19 protein-coding genes are annotated in these 18,648 nt (G+C 65.3%); 6 read left to right on the forward strand and 13 right to left on the reverse strand.

What is annotated here, in order from left to right:
- Positions 1-39: 39 nt before the first annotated feature.
- From ACTTAG_RS00960 to ACTTAG_RS00970, 3 genes are read right to left on the reverse strand one after another with little or no spacing between them, the layout of a single operon-like run.
- Positions 40-975 (reverse strand): OmpA family protein, encoded by a 936-nt coding sequence (locus ACTTAG_RS00960; RefSeq protein WP_444463783.1) that lies wholly within the window; start codon positions 973-975, stop codon positions 40-42.
- Positions 972-1,685 carry a GNAT family N-acetyltransferase gene (locus ACTTAG_RS00965; RefSeq protein WP_444463784.1) on the reverse strand — a complete coding sequence of 238 codons (714 nt, stop codon included), beginning with the start codon at positions 1,683-1,685 and terminating at the stop codon, positions 972-974. The genes ACTTAG_RS00960 and ACTTAG_RS00965 overlap by 4 nt, the downstream gene beginning before the upstream one ends.
- Positions 1,682-2,410, reverse strand: coding sequence for a competence/damage-inducible protein A (locus tag ACTTAG_RS00970; protein ID WP_444463785.1), 729 nt, complete (start codon positions 2,408-2,410; stop codon positions 1,682-1,684). The genes ACTTAG_RS00965 and ACTTAG_RS00970 overlap by 4 nt, the downstream gene beginning before the upstream one ends.
- Positions 2,411-2,521: 111 nt before the next feature.
- On the opposite strand from ACTTAG_RS00970, the gene map reads away from it, so the two are divergent.
- Positions 2,522-3,331: a type I methionyl aminopeptidase gene (gene map / locus ACTTAG_RS00975; RefSeq protein WP_444463786.1), complete on the forward strand. Its 810-nt coding sequence runs from the start codon at positions 2,522-2,524 to the stop codon at positions 3,329-3,331.
- Positions 3,332-3,414: 83 nt separating this feature from the next.
- Here the strand turns inward: map and ACTTAG_RS00980 are convergent, their stop codons facing one another.
- From ACTTAG_RS00980 to ACTTAG_RS01015, 8 genes are all read right to left on the reverse strand, one after another.
- Positions 3,415-4,635, reverse strand: a complete 1,221-nt coding sequence (locus ACTTAG_RS00980) for a phenylacetate--CoA ligase family protein (protein WP_444463787.1) — start codon at positions 4,633-4,635, stop codon at positions 3,415-3,417.
- Between the two features lie 80 nt (positions 4,636-4,715).
- Positions 4,716-5,537 carry an ABC transporter ATP-binding protein gene (locus ACTTAG_RS00985; RefSeq protein WP_444463788.1) on the reverse strand — a complete coding sequence of 274 codons (822 nt, stop codon included), beginning with the start codon at positions 5,535-5,537 and terminating at the stop codon, positions 4,716-4,718.
- A 50-nt stretch (positions 5,538-5,587) separates the two neighbouring features.
- Positions 5,588-6,874, reverse strand: a complete 1,287-nt coding sequence (locus tag ACTTAG_RS00990) for an ABC transporter substrate-binding protein (protein ID WP_444463789.1) — start codon at positions 6,872-6,874, stop codon at positions 5,588-5,590.
- 64 nt (positions 6,875-6,938) lie between these two features.
- On the reverse strand, positions 6,939-8,015 hold the full coding sequence (locus ACTTAG_RS00995) for a branched-chain amino acid ABC transporter permease (protein ID WP_444463790.1): 1,077 nt from the start codon (positions 8,013-8,015) through the stop codon (positions 6,939-6,941).
- Positions 8,016-8,064: 49 nt separating this feature from the next.
- On the reverse strand, positions 8,065-8,250 hold the full coding sequence (locus ACTTAG_RS01000; protein WP_444463791.1) for a hypothetical protein: 186 nt from the start codon (positions 8,248-8,250) through the stop codon (positions 8,065-8,067).
- Between the two features lie 163 nt (positions 8,251-8,413).
- Entirely contained in the window at positions 8,414-9,400 is a 987-nt protein-coding gene (locus tag ACTTAG_RS01005; protein ID WP_444463792.1) for a branched-chain amino acid ABC transporter permease, read from the reverse strand.
- Positions 9,393-10,211: an ABC transporter ATP-binding protein gene (locus ACTTAG_RS01010; protein WP_444463793.1), complete on the reverse strand. Its 819-nt coding sequence runs from the start codon at positions 10,209-10,211 to the stop codon at positions 9,393-9,395. The genes ACTTAG_RS01005 and ACTTAG_RS01010 overlap by 8 nt, the downstream gene beginning before the upstream one ends.
- Positions 10,208-12,370, reverse strand: coding sequence for an AMP-binding protein (locus tag ACTTAG_RS01015; RefSeq protein ID WP_444463794.1), 2,163 nt, complete (start codon positions 12,368-12,370; stop codon positions 10,208-10,210). The genes ACTTAG_RS01010 and ACTTAG_RS01015 overlap by 4 nt, the downstream gene beginning before the upstream one ends.
- Before the next feature lie 187 nt (positions 12,371-12,557).
- On the opposite strand from ACTTAG_RS01015, the gene ACTTAG_RS01020 reads away from it, so the two are divergent.
- From ACTTAG_RS01020 to rnhA, 5 genes are all read left to right on the forward strand, one after another.
- The gene (locus ACTTAG_RS01020; protein WP_444463795.1) at positions 12,558-14,462 is read left to right on the forward strand and encodes a PAS-domain containing protein; all 1,905 of its coding nucleotides are present in this window, start codon (positions 12,558-12,560) and stop codon (positions 14,460-14,462) included.
- On the forward strand, positions 14,459-15,172 hold the full coding sequence (locus ACTTAG_RS01025) for a response regulator transcription factor (protein ID WP_444463796.1): 714 nt from the start codon (positions 14,459-14,461) through the stop codon (positions 15,170-15,172). Before ACTTAG_RS01020 ends, ACTTAG_RS01025 begins: the two co-directional genes overlap by 4 nt.
- A 62-nt stretch (positions 15,173-15,234) precedes the next feature.
- Positions 15,235-16,185, forward strand: a complete 951-nt coding sequence (gene ispH / locus ACTTAG_RS01030; protein ID WP_444465285.1) for a 4-hydroxy-3-methylbut-2-enyl diphosphate reductase — start codon at positions 15,235-15,237, stop codon at positions 16,183-16,185.
- A 6-nt stretch (positions 16,186-16,191) separates the two neighbouring features.
- The gene (locus tag ACTTAG_RS01035; protein ID WP_444463797.1) at positions 16,192-16,794 is read left to right on the forward strand and encodes a LysE family translocator; all 603 of its coding nucleotides are present in this window, start codon (positions 16,192-16,194) and stop codon (positions 16,792-16,794) included.
- Entirely contained in the window at positions 16,794-17,255 is a 462-nt protein-coding gene (rnhA, locus tag ACTTAG_RS01040) for a ribonuclease HI (protein ID WP_444463798.1), read from the forward strand. Before ACTTAG_RS01035 ends, rnhA begins: the two co-directional genes overlap by 1 nt.
- Before the next feature lie 234 nt (positions 17,256-17,489).
- On the opposite strand, the gene ACTTAG_RS01045 is transcribed toward rnhA, so the two are convergent.
- On the reverse strand, positions 17,490-18,206 hold the full coding sequence (locus tag ACTTAG_RS01045; protein WP_444463799.1) for an LrgB family protein: 717 nt from the start codon (positions 18,204-18,206) through the stop codon (positions 17,490-17,492).
- The gene (locus ACTTAG_RS01050) at positions 18,199-18,555 is read right to left on the reverse strand and encodes a CidA/LrgA family protein (protein ID WP_444463800.1); all 357 of its coding nucleotides are present in this window, start codon (positions 18,553-18,555) and stop codon (positions 18,199-18,201) included. Before ACTTAG_RS01050 ends, ACTTAG_RS01045 begins: the two co-directional genes overlap by 8 nt.
- Positions 18,556-18,648 lie beyond the last annotated feature (93 nt).

Genomic DNA, 18,648 nt, shown 5'->3' on the forward strand with positions numbered 1-18,648 from the left:
ACCGACTTCCTCCCACGGTGTCCCTTCCGTCCGGCGCCGTCACCTTGGGGTCGAGGCCAATACGGCTTCGACCCTTCTGTTTTTCTCGCGCCCCTCGGGGGTGAGGTTGCTCGCCCGCGGCGAAAGCCAGCCCGCCCCCTCGGCCGTCAGCTGCCCGGCCGGAACCCCCAGCCTTTCGATCAGCCGTTTGCGCACCGCCGCCGCGCGATCGCGCGACAGCGCCACATTCGCGGCGAGCGCCCCGGAATTGTCGGTATGCCCGACCAGCGCGATCCGCGCCTCGGGCCGGGTGGCCAGATAATCGGCCAGCGCCGAGAGCGTTGCGAAATCGCCCTCGGCCAGTTGCGAGGCGCCGCTGGCAAAGACCAGATCATCCAGCGCCACCTTGCCCGTCTGTTCCAGCGCCTTGGCCAGATCGCCCGCCGGATGGTCCGGTTCCGGGCGGGGTTGCGGCCGGGCCAGATCGTTGTCGGGCTGCGCCGGGGTCGCATCTTCGGCGGTCATCGTCGTCAGATGCACGAAGCCCGATTCCGACGAGCGCGACACCGTCAGCGCGATCCAGTCCTGGCCGTTCTGCGCCGCCAGATAGCGGAAATCGCCCAGATCGACATGCATCTCGGGTTCCGGAAGCAGATCGAGCGCATAGCGGAAATCGAAGCCGCCGCAGGTCTCGGTTTCGCATTGATAGATCAGGATGTAGCCCGCCCCAACGATCTGCGCACGCAGCGGCGCCAGGATCTGCAGGCTGGTCTCCTGATTGCCGCGCAGCCGCCAGGCGGTGTCGGCGCGGGTGCCCTCCAGCATGTTGCGCGCCATCGTGTCGTTGCGCCAGGGGCCGATCGGCAAGCCGTAAGATGTCGCCGCCTGCGTCCGTTCGGCCGAGACGGTGGCGCCCGGCGGCAGGGTCAGCACGGGCGGCTCGGCCAGACCGGGCAGCGGGCAAAGCAGAAATGCTGCGCAGAAAAAACGTCTCATGGACGGGCCTCGCGGCGGTAATGATAGGCGCAGACGGGCTGCAGGCCGATATCCCGGTAAAGCGCCAATGCCGCCGCATTGGCCTTGGTGACGACCAGCGCCATCCGGGTTGCGCCCGCGTCATGGGCCCAGCGGCAGGCCTCGGCCATGATCGCGCGCCCAAGGCCAAGGCGGCGAAACTCCGGGGCGACGACCAGCGCATGCAGCATCGCGGTCCGGTCGTGAAGGGCGACGAAGGCGGCCCCCGCGGCGCGGTCCCGGGTGCGGCCAAGGACGACGGCTTTCGGGCCGCGGGCGCGCTCGATGATCGCCTGCCGTTCGGCGCCGATGCCGTTTTCGGCCCAGATCTCGCGGGCAATGGCAAGCGGCGGCCAATGCGCAAAGGCGGTGACGGGGGGCACCTCGCGGGGCAGGGCGGCCAGATCTGCCGTCAGGATCACCACCGGGTCGAAGGCCTCGAAGCCGCGATCGGCCAAGGCGGCATCAAGGGCATCCTCGCCGGGGCGGAGCATGAATTTCGGTTCCTGCCCAAGGCTTCGCTGCGCAGCGATGGCCGTGTCGATATCGGCCTCTTCCAGTCGTCCGATCAGGCTGGCCGCACTGACGCGCGAGCCGCCGCCCCGGCCTTCGCGGATCAGGAAGCCGCCCGCCTGCCGGACCGAGGCGGCGGGCCAGGTGGCGTCGATGACCTCGAACAGGGGATCGGTCATCGACCCTCCGGGAAGGCGGCCTGCAGCGCGGCAAAGGCGGCTTCAAGCGCCTGCGGGTCGGTCGTGCGGGCGACAAGGTTGGTGCCATATTGCCCTTCGGTGATGAAGGGATAGGAGCCGAAGGACACGGCCGGATGCGCCGCGGCCAGAGCGCGCAGGGCATCGGCGATGGCGGCTTCGGCCACCATCATCTGCCAGTTGCGCGACAACAGTGGCTGCCCGCCGGAAAGCCGCGGCAAGAGCCCCGCCACCATCGCCTGAAAGATATTGGGCACGCCCGCCATGACGTGACAATTCCCGACGCTGAAGCCCGGGGCACCCGAGACCGGGTTGTCGATCAGACTGGCGCCCTCGGGGATGCGGGCCATGCGCAGCCGGGCCTCGGTGAACTCCACCCCGCGGGCGGCGTAATGGGCGGCAAGGATCGCCCGCGCATCTTCGCGCACGCCGATGGGGCGCCCGAAAGCCTCGGCCACGGCATCTGCGGTGATGTCGTCATGCGTCGGCCCGATGCCGCCCGAGGTGAACAGGTGCTCATGCGTCCCGGCCAGGTCCCGCACCGCGGCGACGATGGTCGGGTGATCATCCGAAATCACCCGGATCTGCCGCAGATCGAAGCCCGCCTTGACCAGTTCCCCCGCCAGATGATGGGCGTTCCCCTCGCGGGTGCGGCCGGTCAGGATCTCGTCGCCAATGATCAGGATCGCGCAGGTGGGATTGGGCATGGGGCTCCTCCTTCGCCACGGTATAAGGGGCGCGGGCCTTGCGGAAAAGCCCGGGTCTGGCCAAGCCGCGGATTTGTGACTATCTAGGGGCCAGCGAACAGGAGAGTGCCCGTGAACGACGCAAAACCCCGCCTGACCAAGGATGGCATCCGCATTTACGACCGTGCCGATTTCGCGGGGATGCAGGCGGCGGGCAAGATCGCGTCGCAGATCCTGGACGAGGTCGCGCCGCTGGTGGCCCCCGGGGTCACGACCGGGGCGCTTGATGATTTCATCCGCAACCGGGTGACGGAGCTGGGCGCGGTCTCGGCGACGATCGGCTATCGCGGCTACAAGCATGCGTCCTGCATTTCGGTGAACCATGTGGTGTGCCACGGCATCCCGGGGGCAAAGGTCCTGACCGATGGCGACATCCTGAACATCGACGTGACGGTGATCCTGGACGGCTGGTTCGGCGATACCTCGCGGATGTATGTGGCGGGCAATCTGACCCGCAAGGCGGAGCGGCTCATTCAGGTCACCCATGATGCGCTGATGCTGGGGATCGAGCAGGTGAAGCCCGGCAATACCTTTGGTGACATCGGCCATGCGATTCAGGCCTATGTCGAGGCGCAGCGGATGAGCGTCGTGCGCGATTTCTGTGGCCATGGGCTGGGGCGGGTCTTCCACGCGCCGCCGAACGTGCTGCATTACGGCCGCAAGGGCGCGGGCGCGGTGCTGGAGGAAGGCATGATGTTCACCATCGAGCCGATGGTGAACCTGGGCCGCCCGGAAACCAAGGTGCTGTCGGATGACTGGACCGCGGTCACCCGCGACAAGTCGCTCTCGGCGCAGTTCGAACATTCGGTGGGCGTGACCGCCGACGGCTGCGAGATCTTCACGCTGAGCCCCGCGAACCGGTTCCACCCGACCTGGGGCTGAACCTGTGACGGGCCGGGGAGGGGGCGCTGCCCCCGCTGCTGCGCAGCCCCCCGGGATATTTGCACCAAGGTGAAATCAGCGGGTCAGTCGTATTTGCGCAAATCGTCGATCACCTTGCCGTCATTGGGCAGGCTGCCCGGCGCGACAAGCTCGATCGTGCCCTTGAGTTTCAGCGCCTCGATGACGCCCGCGGCGTAGCGGTCGGGCTCGCAGGTCTCGGTTTCGATCCGCACCGTCATCGCGTCCATCTCGCCTTCGCGGGTGGCGATGACGCGGGCGCGTTTGACTTCTGGGTGGGCGGCGACGAAGGCCGCGACCTGTTCAGGGCGCACGAACATGCCCTTGATCTTCGTCGTCTGATCGGCGCGGCCCATCCAGCCCTTGATGCGCAGATTGCTGCGCCCGCAGGGCGAGACCCCGGGCAGGACGGCGCTGAGATCGCCGGTCGCGAAGCGGATCAGCGGGTAATCGGGGTTGAGCGTGGTGACGACGACTTCGCCCACCTCGCCCGGCGGGACCGGATCGCCGGTGCCGGGGCGGACGATTTCGACAATCACGCCCTCGTCGACGATCATCCCCTCCAGCGCCGGGCTTTCATAGGCGATGTTGCCCAGATCGGCGGTGGCATAGCATTGCAGGCAGGTGATGCCGCGGTCGGCATATTCCTTGCGCAGGCTCGGGAACAGCGCCCCGCCGCCGACGACGGCGCGGCTGATCGTCAGCGCCTCGTTCATCTCGGCCGCCTTGTCGAGGATGACCTTGAGGTAATCGGGCGTGCCCGCATAGACGGTGGTGCCGATGTCGACGGCGGCGCGGACCTGCAATTCGGTCTGGCCGGTGCCCGCGGGCAGGACGGCGGCGCCCACGGCCCGGGCCCCGGATTCGAAGATCATCCCGGCGGGGGTCAGGTGGTAACCAAAGCAGTTCTGCACGATGTCGCCCGGGCCCACCCCCGCCGCATGCAGGAAGCGGCCCATCCGCCACCAGTCAAGACGGGTTTCGCCGGGCTCATAGATCGGGCCGGGGCTTTGGAAAATATGGGCGAAGCCGCGCGCGGTGCGGGGGGTCATGCCGCCAAAGGGGGGCGATTTCTTCTGCGCCGCGCTGAGGTCGGATTTGCGCAGCACCGGCAGTTTCGCAAGCTCGGTCAGGTCGGTGATCGACGCCGCCTCGACCGCGCCCAGATGTTCGGCCAATCCCGGCGCCGAGAGCGCCCGCGCCACGGCCTGCGGCAGATCCCGCGTCAGCGCGGCGGCGCGTTCATCGGCCGAACGGGTTTCCAGAACATCGTAATAGCGGCTCATCGGGGGGCCTTTCTGCGGCGCATGCGGGTTATGCTGCGGTGCAGAATGCTGCGCAGCAAATGTTATAAATCAAGGGTTTATCAGGCCAGCCAACGCTTGCGGCGGCGATAGGAGCGGACGTCGCGGAAGCTTTTGCGCCCGTCGTCCGACATGCCCAGATAGAATTCCTTCACATCCGGGTTTTCGCGCAGCTGCGCGGCGGGGCCGTCCATCACCACCCGGCCGCTTTCCAGAATATAGCCGTAATGCGCATAGCGCAGCGCGACGTTGGTGTTCTGCTCGGCCAGAAGGAAGGTCACGCCTTCGCCCTCGTTCACCGCTTTCACGATCTCGAAGATCTGCTCGACCAGCTGCGGCGCAAGCCCCATCGAGGGTTCGTCGAGCAGGATCGTTTCCGGCCGCGACATCAGCGCCCGGCCCATCGCCACCATCTGCTGCTCGCCGCCCGAGGTGTAACCGGCCTGCGATTTGCGCCGTTCCTTCAGGCGCGGGAAATAGGTGTAGACCATCTCGAGATCGCGCGCGATCGCGGCGCGGCCGTCCTTGCGGGTATAGGCGCCGGTCAGAAGGTTTTCCTCGACCGTCAGATGTTCGAAGCAGTGCCGCCCCTCCATCACCTGGATCACGCCCTTGCGCACCAGATCGGCGGGGGACATGTCCTGCACCCGCTCGCCGCGGTAAAGGATCGCGCCCTTCGTCACCTCGCCGCGTTCGGAATGCAGAAGGTTCGAGATCGCCTTCAGCGTCGTCGTCTTGCCCGCGCCATTGCCGCCCAGAAGCGCGGTGATGCCGCCCTTGGGCACCGACAGGCTGACGCCTTTCAGCACAAGGATGACGTGGTTGTAGATCACCTCGATGTTGTTCACTTCAAGGAGCGTCTCGGTCTTGGCGGCATCGAACATGGTCATCCTCCGGGGCGAAATCCCCCGGCCCGAAGGCCGGGGGCAGGGGCTTACTTGCAGCGCTCGGCGATGCCGGATTCGGCCGCGAAGGCCGCCGAATCTTCGGCGATCAGCGGATCGAGCACTTCGGCATCAGCCTCGATCCAGTCCGAGACGGCGGACCATTTCTTGGCCGAGGCATCCCATTGCAGGATCATCGCCGTGCCCGGGCCGCCGTGATCGGCGCAGCTGGCGGCGATCGGCTGGGCAAAGCCCGGCAGGCCCAGTTCGGTCAGACGCGCTTCGGTCAGGTTCAGGTTCTCAAACCCGTCACGCACTTCCTCGGGCGTCACCGCCGCCTTGCCGGCCTTTTCCTGCGCGGTGCGGATCGCTTCGGAAATGATCATCGCCGCATACATCCCGCGCGAGTAAAGCACGGTGCCGAGCTGATCGCCCGCCCCCGCCGCCTTGCCCGCGTCGAAGACATATTTCTTCAGATCGGCATAGATCGGATAGTCGGCGCCGACGCCGTGGAAGCTGATCGACTTGTAGCCATTGGCGCCATCGCCCGCCGGGCCGACGTCGTTTTCAGAACCCGACCACCAGATCCCCATCATGTGATCCATCGGGAATTTGATGTTCACCGCCTCCTGGATCGCGACCTGGTTCATCACGCCCCAGCCATACATGATCACATAATCGGGCTTGTCGCGGCGGATCTGCAGCCATTGCGATTTCTGCTCTTGTCCGGGCGGATCGACCGGCAGCAGCGTCAGGGTGAAGCCGTGCTTTTTCGCCAGCTCTTCCAGCGTGCGGATCGGCTCCTTGCCATAGGCCGAGTTGTGATAGACCAGCGCGATCTTCTTGCCGGTCAGATCGCCGCCGTTTTCGCCCAGCATGTATTTCACCGCGACCGAGGCGCCGTCCCAGTAGTTGGCCGGATAGTTGAACACCCATTCGAACACCGCGCCATTGGCCGAGGACGTGCGGCCATAGCCCGGGGTATAGAGCACATGCTTGTCCGCCGTGACCTTCGGGATCAGCTGATAGGTGATCCCGGTCGAAAGCGGGTTATAGGCCAGCGCCCCGGCGCCCTTGGTGCTTTCATAGCATTCGACGCCCTTTTCGGTGTTGTAGGCGGTCTCGCATTCCGGCACGGCCACCTTTTCACCGCCGATGCCGCCGTCCCGCTCGTTCAGAAGCGTGAAGTAATCGGCGAAACCATCGGCATAGGGAATGCCGTTCGCGGCATAGGAGCCGGTGCGATAGCTCAGGTTCGGCACCGTCAGATCGGCCAATGCGGGAACGGTCGTGGCCAGCATGGCCGCCGCCGCAAGGGCTGCAAAGCTCTTCTTCATACGTCTATCCTCCCAGTAACGTATTGTTTCTTTTCAACCGGTTGCCCGGGTCTTTCCCGGCCCCTCAATGCGGAAAGGGCCAAAGTCTCAGTTTTTCCTTGGCAATGCGCCACAGCTGCGCCAGCCCGTGCGGCTCGACGATCAGGAAGACCACGATCAGCGCGCCGACGATCATCAGTTCCAGATGCGCGGCCACATCGGTGGGCCAGCCCAGGCCGCCGACCAGCACGTTCTTCAGGAACACCGGCAGCAGCACCAGGAACGCCGCCCCGGCAAAGGACCCGAAGATCGAGCCCAGCCCGCCGATGATCACCATGAACAGCACCAGGAAGGATTTGTTGATCCCGAAGGCCTCGCCCACCTCGGCCGCGCCCAGATAGACCGAGAACAGAAGCGCCCCGGCGATGCCGATGAAGAAGGACGAGACGGCAAAGGCGGTGACCTTGGCAGAGAGCGGATTGACCCCGATGATCTCGGCCGCGATGTCCATGTCGCGGATCGCCATCCATTTGCGCCCGATCGTGCCGCGCGTCAGATTGCGCGCCATCAGCGCCACAAGTGTCAGGATGACGAGACAGAACAGATATTTCGCTGCCGCCGTCGTCTGTGCCCCGGTGATGAAGACGCCGAACATGGTGCGGTCAGGCGCGGTGATCTGGCCGGACGCGGAATAGTTGTAAAACCACGGCACCTTGTTGAAGAGCCAGACAAGGAAGAACTGCGCAGCAAGTGTTGCCACGGCCAGATAGAAGCCCTTGATCCGCAAGGACGGCAGGCCGAACAGCACGCCGACGCAGGCGGTGATGCCCCCCGCCAGGATGACATGCAGGAAGATCGGCACATCGGGGAAGGCGGTCATCAGCTTGTAGACCGCATAGGCGCCGACGGCCATGAAGCCGCCGGTGCCAAGGCTGACCTGCCCGGCATAGCCCACAAGGATGTTGAGCCCGATCGCCGCGATCGCATAGATCAGGAAGGGCACGAAGACCGCATTCGCCCAGTAATCGTCGATGACGAAGGGAACGACGCAGTAAGCTATTGCCAGTGCAGCGAAATAGCCGATGCGGTCCAGACGGATCGGAAAGGTCTGGCTGTCGGCGCGGTAGCTTGTCTTGAAATCGCCTGCTTCACGGTAGAACATCAGCCCCTCCCCCCCGTGCAATCGCGGGGAAGGGACGGTTCCGCCGGTGTCAGATGTCGCGGCGCACGCGCATCCAGGACCAGAGACCGGCCCCGGCCCCGAAGGCCGCGAGGATCATGTTGATGGTGCGGATGGAGGTCGGCTCCTCCGGCGGTGCGGCCAGCGCGATCCACCCGAAGGTGAGGGCCGAGGCCCAGCCGATGGTGAAGGCGACGGAACAGGCTTTTCTGGTCATCGAAATGGGGCCCCCCTTCCCCGGGCGCCTCCTCAACCACAAGGGGCGCGCGATGCAGTGCTTGTCCCCGGCAGGAATCATCCCAGCGCGCCGGATCGCTGACAGAATGTCGCACCTTGCCCCTCCATTCAACCCTAATCTGCGTCAAAGTGTCCATTTTAGTTTACACCCTCTCGATGATCCGCTCGCCGAACAGGCCCTGCGGCCGGAACACGAGGAAGATCAGGGCCAGCACATAGGCGAACCAGTTTTCGGTGGCGCCGCCGATCATCGGACCGATGAAGAACTCGAACAGCTTCTCGCCCATGCCGATGATCAGCCCGCCGACGATGGCGCCGGGGATCGAGGTGAAGCCACCCAGCATCAAGACCGGCAGCGCCTTCAGCGCGATCAGCGACAGCGAGAACTGCACCCCGGATTTGGAGCCCCACATGATCCCGGCGACCAGTGCCACGAAGCCCGCGATCGACCAGACCAGGATCCATATGAAGCGCAGCGAGATGCCGACCGACAGCGCCGCCTGATGGTCATCGGCGACGGCGCGCAAAGCCCGGCCCTGTTTCGAATACTGGCTGAACACGGTCAGCGCCGCCACCAGCGCCACGGAAACCACGGCGGCCACGATGTCGAGATTGTCGATGAAGAAGCCATAGCCGAACCAGGCGCCGGTCAGGCTTTCCACCGTCTCGTTGATGCCCTGCGGCAGGCCGACATCCAGTGTCTTGATGTCGGCGCCCCACATCACGTCGCCGAATCCTTCGAGGAAATAGGCCAGCCCGATCGTCGCCATGAACAGGATGATCGGCGCCTGATTGACCAGATGCTTCAGCACCAGTTTCTCGATCACGATCGCCATCAGAACCATCACGCCGACGGTCAGAAGGATCGCCAGCACGGCGGGCACCTGCCAGCCGAATGTCTCCAGATGGCCGCCGGTCATCGCGTTGATCAGATGCGCGAAGGGCACCTGTCCGTTCTGGATGCCCACCAGCGTCAGCGCCGCGAACAGCGCCATCACCCCTTGCGCATAGTTGAACACGCCCGAGGATTTGTAGATCAGCACGAACCCCAGCGCGACAAGCGAATACATCACCCCGGCCATCAGCCCGTTCAGCGCGGCCTCCGAGGCATAGGTCAACTGGTCAAGCATGGGCCACCCCCAGATAGGCGTCGATGACGTCCTGATTGTTGCGGACTTCCTCGGGCGGGCCGTCGCCGATCTTGCGGCCGTAATCCATCACCACCACCCGGTCGGACAGATCCATCACAACGCCCATGTCATGTTCGATCAGCACCGTCGTCGTGCCGAATTCGTCGTTCACATCCAGGATGAAGCGGCACATGTCCTCTTTTTCCTCGACGTTCATCCCGGCCATCGGTTCATCCAGCAGCAGGATCTTCGGTTCCGCCGCCAGCGCCCGGGCCAGTTCCACGCGCTTCTTCAACCCATAGGGCAGACGCCCGACCGGAGTTTTCCGAATATTCTGAATTTCAAGGAAGTCGATGATTTTTTCGACTTTTTCGCGATGCTCGTCTTCCTCGGCGGCGGCCTTGCCCCACCAGAGCGCCTGGCTGAACAGGCCCGAATGCATCAGCGTCAGCCGCCCGGTCATGATGTTGTCCAGAACCGACATGCCGTCAAAAAGCGCGATGTTCTGGAAGGTGCGGGCAATGCCCAGTCGCGCCACCTGATAGGGCCGCATCGGGCCGCGTCTTTCGCCGCGGAACCAGACCTCGCCCTCGGTCGGCACATAAAAGCCCGAGATCACGTTCAGCATCGAGCTTTTGCCGGCGCCGTTCGGGCCGATGATCGCGCGGATCTCGCCTTCGCGGATGTCGAAGCTGATGTCCTTGATCGCCACCACGCCACCAAAGCGCAGCGTGATGTTGCGCAGCTCCATCAGCACCGGGCCGATCTGGCGCCCGTCCGGGGTGGTGTAGCCTTCGCCCATGTCCTTCATTCCGCGGCCTCCCTGTGGATGCGCGCCTCGGGCGCAACGGTGGCGTCCTCGATCCGGAGCGTGGCCTTGATCGCCCCCTTGCGTCCGTCTTCGTAGGTCACTTCGGTTTCGGTGTAGATGCTGGCGCGCCCGTCATAGAGCGCGGCGATCAGATCGGCGTATTTCTCGGCGATGACATTGCGGCGAACCTTGCGGGTGCGGGTCATCTCGCCGTCATCGGCATCCAGTTCCTTGTGCAGGATCAGGAAGCGGTGGATCTGGCAGCCGGACAGCATCGGGTCCTGCGCGACCGAGCGGTTCACCTCGTCGATATGCTCGCGGATCATGCCATAGACCTGCGGGTGACCGGCCAGTTCCTGATAGGACGCATAGGCGATGTTGTTGCGTTCCGCCCAGTTGCCCACCGCCGTCAGGTCGATGTTGATGAAGGCGGTGCAGCGGTCGCGATCCTTGCCGAAAACCACCGCCTCAAGGATCGAGGGATAGAATTTCAGTTTGTTTTCAACGTATTTCGGTGCGAACAGCCGCCCGTCCGCCATTTTCCCCACGTCTTTCGCGCGGTCGATGATGCGCAGATGCCCGGTGTCCGGTTCAAAGAAACCGGCGTCGCCCGTGGCCACCCAGCCCTCGGCATCCTTGGTCGAAGCGGTGCTTTCGGGATTCTTGAAATATTCGACAAAGGTTCCGGGCGAGCGATAGAAGACCTCGCCGGTCTCGCCGATCTTCACCTCGACGCCGGGGCTGGGCACGCCCACCGTATCGGCCCGCACCTGTCCGTCGGGCTGCTGGGTGATGAAGACCGAGGCCTCGGTCTGGCCGTAAAGCTGTTTCAGGTTGATGCCGAGCGAGCGATAGAATTCGAAGATCTCGGGGCCGATCGCCTCGCCCGCGGTATAGGCGACGCGGACGCGGCTGAGGCCAAGCGTGTTTTTCAGCGGCGAAAAGATCGTCACCTCGCCGGTGCGATAATCGAAGTAGTCGCGCAGGGGCTGCGGATAAAGGTTCAGCAAAGGCCCCCGGGCGTGGAAATGCTTGCGATGCTCCAGCGGGTGGCGCAGCCGCACCAGCGCCAGCCGCAGCGCGTTTTCCACCATCGTCTCGACCGAAAAGCCGATCCCCATCGCATAGCGCCAAGCCCAGCGCCAGCGCCGCCGCAAGGTCGGCTTCGAGCGTTTCACCCGATACCGCGGCATCCCGTAGGTTTCCCCGGTGGTCTTGGCGAAGTCCATGAAATGCTTGAACATCCCATGTTTCAGATCGCCCGCGTCCTCCATCCGGATCATCACGTTCGTCAGCATGGTTTCAAAGATGCGGGGCGGGGCAAAGAAATACGTCGGCCCGATTTCGCGCAGGTCGGTCATCATCGTCGCCGGGCTTTCCGGGCAGTTCACGCAGAAGCCCGCCACCATCGCCTGACCGATGGAAAAGATGAAATCGCCCACCCAGGCCATCGGCAGATAGGCCAGCACATCCTCGTCGCAGCCCAGATGGTCGAAGGCGACCGAGGCGCGGGCGGTCTCGATGATGTTGCGGTTCGACAGCACCACGCCCTTCGGCTTGCCCGTCGTCCCCGAGGTGTAAAGCATCACGCAGGTGCTGTCCGCGGTCAGCTCGGCGATGCGCTTGTCCAGCTCGCCTTCGTAGCGGAAATGCCCGGCTTTCCCCTCGGCCACGATATCGGCCAGATGGTTCATCCGGGAATGGTCGTATTTCCGCATGCCGCGCTTGTCGGTATACATGACATGCTGGATGTGATGGATGCGATCCTCGACCTCGACCACCTTGTCGACCTGTTCCTGATCGCCGCAGACCACGAAGCGGGCGCCGCAGTGATCCAGCACATAGGCCATCTCCTCGGCCACGGCGTCCTGATAGAGCGGCACCGGCACCGCGCCGCACATCTGCGCCGCCACCATCGCCCAGTAATGCGCCGGACGGTTGCGGCCGATGATGGCGATGTGATCGCCGCGTTCCACCCCGAGGCTGAGGAACCCCATCGCCATCGCCCGGATTTCCTCGGCCGCTTCGGCCCAGGTCCAGACCTGCCAGATGCCGAATTCCTTTTCGCGATAGGCGGGGCGGGTGCCATACCTTTCGACGTTCAGCGCCAGAAGCGCCGGGATCGACTGCGCCGCCGTCCCCTGATCCTGATCTGCCATTCTTCCTCCCCTGCGCCGGGTCTCCGGCATCGGGCGCCGCGACTCTCTCCCGGCGCGGCGCCCTGAAAGGAAACTTGCCGTTAATAGTTTCGGGACTTTTACCCAAACCTTGCGAATCCTTTCCGGTTGACTCCGGTGCTTGCACTGCCCGGCAAAGGTGTTAGCGATGGGGGAGGGAGGACGGGCGATGACCGAAGATGCGCGGGCGCGGCTGACGCAGGCGGGGCTCAATCTGATCGGGCAGGCGCTGTCGATCTTTGACAGCGATCTGCGGCTGGCGGTGTCGAACCGGCAGTATCAGCTGATGTTCGATCTGCCCGAACATCTGACGCGGCCGGGCACGACCTTTGCCGACACGATCCGCTGGCTGGCCGAGCGTGGCGATTACGGCGCCGTGGGCGAGATCGACGCCTGGGTGGCGGCGCGGGTCGAACAGGCGCGGGCCTTCACCCCGCATTACATGGAGCGGCAGCGCGCCAATGGCCGGACGATCGCCGTCGAAGGGGCGCCTCTGGCCGAGGGTGGCTGGATCACCGTTTACACCGACATCACCGAGACGAAGCGGCAAGAGGCGCTTTTGCATGCCCGCTCCGAGGAATTGTCGGAACAGGTTCTGACCCATGCCGAACAGCTGGCGGCGGCGAACCGGGAGCTGGCGGCGACGAATGCCGCGCTCGAGGAAGCGCAGCGCGAATTGCGCCGCACCGCCGCGCGGATCCGGCAGGTGACCGAGATGATGCCCGCCCATATCGCGCATATGGGCGCGGATTTCGTCTATACGTTTTCGAACCGTCGCGTCACCTCGGTGATGCCGGGCTCGCTTGACGATCCGGTCGGCCAATCCGCCCCCGAGGTGCTGGGCGAGGAGACCTTCCGCCGCATCCTGCCCGGGTTCGAGCGCGCCTTCGCGGGCGAGGCGAATGTGATCGAGATCACCCATGAACCCTCCGGACGGCGCATCCGCATCGCGCTGACGCCCGATCGGGGGCCAGGCAACGGGGTGCAGGGGGTCTATATCCTGTCCACCGACGTGACGCAGGAAAGTCAGGCCCGGGCGGCGCTGGCGCAGGCTTCCAAGCGCGAATTGGCGGCGCAGATCACCTCGGGGATGGCGCATGATTTCGCCAACCTTCTGACGATCATCCTCGGCCTGCAGGGGCGGATGATGCGCCTTGAGGGCCTGCCGCCCGAGGGCCGCGATGCCGTGCGGGCGACGCTGTCGGCGGCGCGGCGGGGCGGCACGCTGCTTGACCGGATCGCGGCGATTTCCGGCAAGCGCGAATTGCGGCCGCAGGCGGTGAACCTGCCCGCGCTGATCGCCGATCTGGTGACGATGGCGGCGCCGACGCTTGGCCCCGCGGTGCTGGTCGATATCGAGATCGAGGGGTTGGCCGCGCCGCTGGTCCTTGACCCCGGGCCGTTGCAGGACAGCCTGCTCAATCTGCTTTTGAACGCCCGCGACGCGATGGGCCCGCGCGGCGGGGCGATCCGCATTGCCGCCCATCCGGTGCGCGACACCTGGGTCGAAATCCATGTCAGTGACACCGGCCCCGGCTTTTCCCCCGAGGCTTTGGCCCATGCGCTTGATCCCTTTTTCACCACCAAGGGCGGGCAGGGCTCGGGGCTTGGGCTCTCGATGGTCTATGACCAGACGAAGCTGGCGGGCGGCACGGTGCGGATCGAGAATTGCGAACCGGGCGCCTGCGTGACCCTGCGCCTGCCGCTGCGTCTGGCGGAAACCGATGCGACGCCGATGCTGGTCCTGCTGGTCGAGGATGACCCCGATATCCGGCTTTCGGTGCGCGAGATGCTGCGCGGTCTGGGTCATTCGGTGCTGGAGGCGGGCAGTCTGGCCGAGGCCGAGACGCTGGCGGTGCTGCCCGAAATCGGTCTGGTGCTGTCCGATATCCAGCTTTCGGGCGCGGGGACCGGGATCGACCTTGCGCATCATCTGTCGGGTCGGGTGCCGATGCTGTTGATGACCTCGCTGCCGCCGGGCAGTCGGCTGCGCGCCGCCGCGCCCTGCCCCGTTTTGCAAAAACCCTTTGTTGCGGCGGAACTGGCCGCGCTGATTGCCGGAGTGCGCCGATGACTGCCCCCCAAGCCCCGCTTGTCGCCGTGCTGGACGACGAACCCGAGATCCGCCGCATGCTGGTCGATGCGCTGGAGGAAGCCGGGTTTCGCACCAGCGCCTATGCCCGGGCGACGGAATTCGAGGCCGGGCTGAAACGCTGCCAGCCCGATGTCTGTCTGGTGGACCTTGGCCTGCCCGACCGCGACGGTCTGGCGCTGGTGCATCGGTTGGCGCTCGAATCGGGGGCGGCGATCATCATCATCTCGGGCCGCGCACAGGTGCAGGACCGGGTGACGGGGCTGGAACTGGGCGCCGATGACTACATCATCAAGCCCTTTGATCCGGCCGAGGTGGTGGCCCGCATCCGCGCCCGTCTGCGCCGCCCGCGCTCCGAGGCCGCACCGGCGGCGCAGGTCGCGGTCTTTGCGGGCTGGAAGGCCGCCTTCGATCGCTATGTGCTGATCGACGAGCGCGGCGCCGAGACGCCCTTTTCCCATGCCGAGGGAGAGGTCTTGCGGCTTTTCCTGGAAAGCCCGAACCGGCTGATTTCGCGGGCGCAAATGCAGGAGAGCCTGGGCGGTGCGGCGGGGGAAAGTTTCGACCGGGCGATGGATGTGCGGATTTCGCGGCTGCGCACGAAGCTCGGCGAAGACCCGAAGAACCCGCGGTTGATCAAGACGATCTATGGCGCGGGCTACATCTTTCTGGGCGAGGTGCGCTGGGCGTAAACGGGTCGCACTTTACGGCGGGGCTGCGCGGCATTACCTCTGGACCCGTGAATACGGAGCGCATCATGAAACCTGCCCTTACCCTTTACCTTGCCGCCCCCCGTGGCTTCTGCGCGGGCGTCGACCGGGCCGTGAAGATCGTCGAGATGTCGCTCGAGAAATGGGGGGCACCGGTCTATGTGCGCCACGAGATCGTGCACAACAAATTCGTCGTGGACACGCTCGCGGCCAAGGGCGCGGTTTTCGTGGAAGAACTGGATGAATGCCCGGTCGACCGGCCGGTGATCTTCTCGGCCCATGGCGTGCCGAAGACGGTCCCCGCCGAGGCCGAGCGGCGCAACATGATCTATGTCGATGCGACCTGTCCGCTGGTGTCGAAGGTGCATCTGGAAGCCGAACGCCATGCCGAGGAAGGCCTGCAGATCGTAATGATCGGCCATGCCGGCCACCCCGAGGTGATCGGCACCATGGGGCAACTGCCCGAGGGCGAGGTGCTGTTGATCGAGACCGCCGCCGATGTGGCGACGCTTGAGGTCCGCGACCCGGAAAAACTCGCCTGGATCACCCAGACGACGCTCTCGGTCGATGACACGGCCGAGGTGGTGGCGGCGCTGCAGGCGCGGTTCCCCTCGCTCGTCGGTCCGGGCAAGGATGACATCTGCTATGCGACGACGAACCGGCAGGCGGCGGTGAAGGTGCTGGCCGAAAAGATCGAGGCTTTGCTGGTCATCGGTGCCCCGAATTCGTCGAACTCGAAGCGTCTGGTGGAAGTGGGGCGGAACGCCGGGTGTGCCGTCTCGCATCTGGTAGAACGCGCGTCCGAGATCAAATGGGAGGCGCTCGACGGGCTGACGAAAGTGGGCCTGACCGCAGGCGCCTCGGCCCCCGAAGTGCTGGTCGACGAGGTGATCGAAGCCTTCCGTGACCGCTACGATCTGACGGTGGAGCTTGTGGAGACCGCGAAAGAGCGGATAGAATTCAAGACCCCGCGGATCTTCCGCCACGACAGCTGAGGTATCATGTCCCCCGAGTTCCTGTTCACGGCTTTCATCGTCTGTCTGGTTCCGGGGATCGGGGTCGTCTACACGCTCTCTTCGACGCTGGGGCAGGGGTTCCGGGCGGGGGTCTGGGCCTCGCTTGGCTGCACTATCGCGACGCTGGTGCATCTGGCCGTCGCGCTGGGGGGCCTTGCGGCGGTTCTGCACACCTCGGCGCTGCTGTTTCAGACGATCAAATATGCGGGCGTGGCCTATCTGCTTTACATGGCCTGGGGCACGCTGAAGGGCACGGGCGGGCTGGCGCTGGAAGCCGCGGCGCCGCAATCGGTGGCGCAGCTGGTGTGGCGGGGGATCATCTTGAACCTGCTCAATCCGAAGCTGCCGCTGTTCTTCGTGGCTTTCCTGCCGCAATTCATGGCGGTGAATGACGGGCCCTATGTGATGGCGGAACTGGGCGTCGTTTTTGCCGTCCTCACCTTCCTGACCTTCCTTGGCTACACTGCGTTGGCGGCCTCGGGTCGTCAGGCGATCCTGTCGCGTCCCGCGGTGATGGCCTGGATGCGGCGGGCCTTCGCGGCCTCTTTCGCGGCGCTGGGCGTCCGTCTGGCGTTCGAGCGCGCGTGATGGCCGATCTTTACGCATGGACGGACGGGGCCTGCAGCGGCAACCCGGGGCCGGGGGGCTGGGGCGTGTTGATGCGCGCGATGGAGGGCGCCACCATCGTCAAGGAAAAGGAGTTGTGCGGCGGCGAGGCCGACACGACCAACAACCGCATGGAGTTGATGGCGGCGATTTCCGCGCTGGAGGCTTTGACGCGGCCCACAGCGCTGACGATCACCACCGACTCGGCCTATGTGAAGAACGGCATCCAGTCCTGGATGCACGGCTGGAAGCGCAACGGCTGGAAGACGGCGGACAAGAAGCCGGTGAAGAATGTCGATCTGTGGCAAAGGCTTGATGCGGCGCAGGCGCGCCATCAGGTGGTCTGGAAATGGATCAAGGGCCACGCCGGGCATGCGGAAAACGAACGCGCCGATGAATTGGCCCGGGCGGGCATGGCGCCCTACAAGCCCGCAAAGGGCTGAACGAGACGGTCTTTCGGGCGGATCAGGAAAAGCACCGCTTTTCCCCGCCCGTTGCGATCCCGTTTGCGGCAAGACCGCATCCCCAAGCGTGACAGAGGCCAGCGCCCAGCCCCGGCGGGCGAGAAGCGCCCGCCATGGGCGGGGCGGGCGCTGGCCGGCGGCCTTCGGGCCGCGGCCTGACAAGGGGACATGTTCCGCGTGACCTCGGCAATGGCCTCGGTCAGGGATACCCCCTCACAAGAACCACGGCAGCACCAGCGGCGCCAGAAACGCCGTCAGCACCGCATTCAGCCCCATCCCGATCGAGGCGAAGGCCCCCGCCGTGTCATGCACCTGAAAGGCCCGCGCCGTGCCGATCCCATGCGCGGCGACCCCGGTTGCAAAGCCGCGCGCGCGCCAGTCCCGCAGCCCCAGCCCGTTCAGCATCGGCGTCACGAAAATCGCCCCGATCATGCCCGTCAGCAGCACCAGAACCGCGGTCAGCGTCGGTTGCCCGCCCAAGGCCTCGGAAATCCCGATCGCCACCGGCGCGGTGGCCGATTTCGGCGCCAAGGTCGCCAAAAGCCCGGCCTCCGCGCCGAACATCTTCGCAATCGCCAAGGCCGAGACGATGGCGGTGAACGACCCTGCGAAAAGCGCCGCCGCAATCGGCACCACCGCCTTGCGGATCGCCTTCAGGTTCGCCTGCAGCGGCACGGCCAGACACACCGTCGCCGGGCCGAGCATGAAATGGACGAATTGCGCGCCCTCGAAATAGTCGCGGTAGGGCGTGCCGGTGATCCCAAGCAGCCCGGCCAGAAAAATCACCGCCAGCATCACCGGATTGGCGACCGGATTGCGCCGGGCAAGGCGATAAAGACTGTCGCCCGCCCAATAGGCAAAGAGCGTCGCCGTCAGCCATAAAAGCGGCTGCGAGGCGAGATAGGACCAGATCAGCGCCGCGTCAGTCATCGGGCAGGCTCCGCACCAGTTTCGCGACAAGGGTGAAGGTCACCGCGCCAACGATGATGGCGAGAAGCGTCGAGACGACAAGCGCCACCGCCAGCGCCGGACCCTGCGCGGCCAGCACCGGCAGATGCGCCACCACCCCCACACCGGCAGGCACGAACAAGAGCGACAGATGGCCAAGCAGCCCCTGCGCCACGGGCCGGATCATCGCGCGCAGCCGCTCGCTGGCCGATAACGCCGCGACCATCGCCAGCATCCCCAGAACCGGCCCCGGCAGCGGCAGATGCAATGCGCGCGAGATCACCTCGCCCGCCAATTGGAACGCCAGAATGATCGCCAGAGCCGGAACCATGCGATGCTTCCTTGATATTGGTTAGAATTTTGAACCAGATTAGGCTTGCTGCCCCGCCATGCAAGCGAAAACCCCCGTGTTCTTGTGGATAAG

Source organism: Rhodobacter capsulatus, assembly GCF_052363185.1.
Lineage (GTDB): Bacteria > Pseudomonadota > Alphaproteobacteria > Rhodobacterales > Rhodobacteraceae > Rhodobacter > Rhodobacter capsulatus_E.